Origin of the sequence: Dietzia sp. DQ11-44 (genome assembly GCF_014145205.1) — a bacterium.
Lineage (GTDB): Bacteria > Actinomycetota > Actinomycetes > Mycobacteriales > Mycobacteriaceae > Dietzia > Dietzia natronolimnaea.
Genome location: NZ_JAALEC010000732.1, coordinates 1 through 1,292 on the forward strand (window position 1 = coordinate 1; position 1,292 = coordinate 1,292).

The window sequence follows — 1,292 nt, forward strand, 5'->3', positions numbered from 1 at the left end:
AGCAGGTAGCGACTCCTTGGCCACCGCCGCGAGGGTCTCACCGAACGCCTCGACGATCTTCTTGTCGAACAGGTGGCTCATGCTGCGGCCTCCTCGCTCTTCTCGGGGGCGGAGGGAAGGTCCTGGTGGTCCCACCGGACCATCCGGGCCAGGATGGGGCGCCGGCCGGTGGCCAGGACGATCATCCGACCGAATGGCAGGGCGGCCAGCTCGGCGGCGGTGATGGTCTGCTTCTCGACCGTCTGGGTCGACACGGACCGTCCGCGATCGCCGCCGCCGCTGGAGATGGAGCGTTGCTGTTCGGTGTGGGTGCCGATGAGATGGGCCAGCTCGTCGAGGAATCGGTAGTCCTTGTGGCCGGGACCGATGACGACGATCGCGGCGGCAGACCACAGCTTCTTCATGCCCTGCTCGCCCCACACTTCCACGCCCTGGGCGTAGGACTGGAGCACGGTCGAGCAGATGATGCCTCGGGAGCCGAAGGTCGAGTAGTGGTCGGGCAGCCTGGGCCACCGCACGATGTTGGCGATCTCGTCCAGGGCGGCGGTCACCGGCACCGGCAGACGCGAACCGGGGCAGGTGTCGGCCCGGTCGACCAGGGCCTTGAACACCGCGACGGTCAGGATGGACGTCACCGGCCGGCCGATCGGGTTCTCCTCATCGGAGACCAGATACAGCGTGTCGGCCTCCGAGTTTGCGAAGGCGACCGGGTCGAAACGCTGGGCGCCGGCCTGGGGGGTCAGCCACCGCACGATCTGCCTGCGTCCCAGGCAGGAGATCATGTTCTTGGCCGCGGAGAACACGTTGGAGCGGGTACGGGGCTCGGCGTTGTACTTGCTGGCCAGGTCCGCAGCCTGCGGCTTCCACTGGCTGTCAGCCAGGATGTCAACTGGGGTGGCGTCCTCGAGATTGGAGACCCATCCGTAGACATCGGTGATGGGACGGTTCTTCATCGCCGCTGCCAGGAACAGCGAGGCGAGCAGGTCCACGGCCTGGGAGTAGAAGTACGCGTTGGGGTCGCTGCCGGCCTCCCCTCGGGCGGTGGCGGCGTTGAAGATCTCGGCGAGCTCCTCGGCGTTGCCGTCCCACCACTGGTCGCGGCGAACGAAGTCCAGCGGGTCGAAGTACCACTTGGAGGTGTCCAGCCCGACCGCCTTGTCCTGCGGGTCGAGCACCCAGACGCGGCCGACCTGCTGACGGAACGGCATCGTGGCCTCGATGACGTCGCGCTTGCACGAGGTGGAGATGCAGATGCCCGGTGCGCGGCGGATCATCGGGATGATGCGGCTGGA

1 protein-coding gene is annotated in these 1,292 nt (G+C 67.5%); it reads right to left on the minus strand.

Annotated features, from left to right (window positions below; translation table 11 throughout):
• Positions 1-77 precede the first annotated feature (77 nt).
• A partial coding sequence (locus tag G6018_RS16465; protein ID WP_206685274.1) for a TraM recognition domain-containing protein occupies positions 78-1,292 on the minus strand: 1,215 nt, incomplete at its 5' end.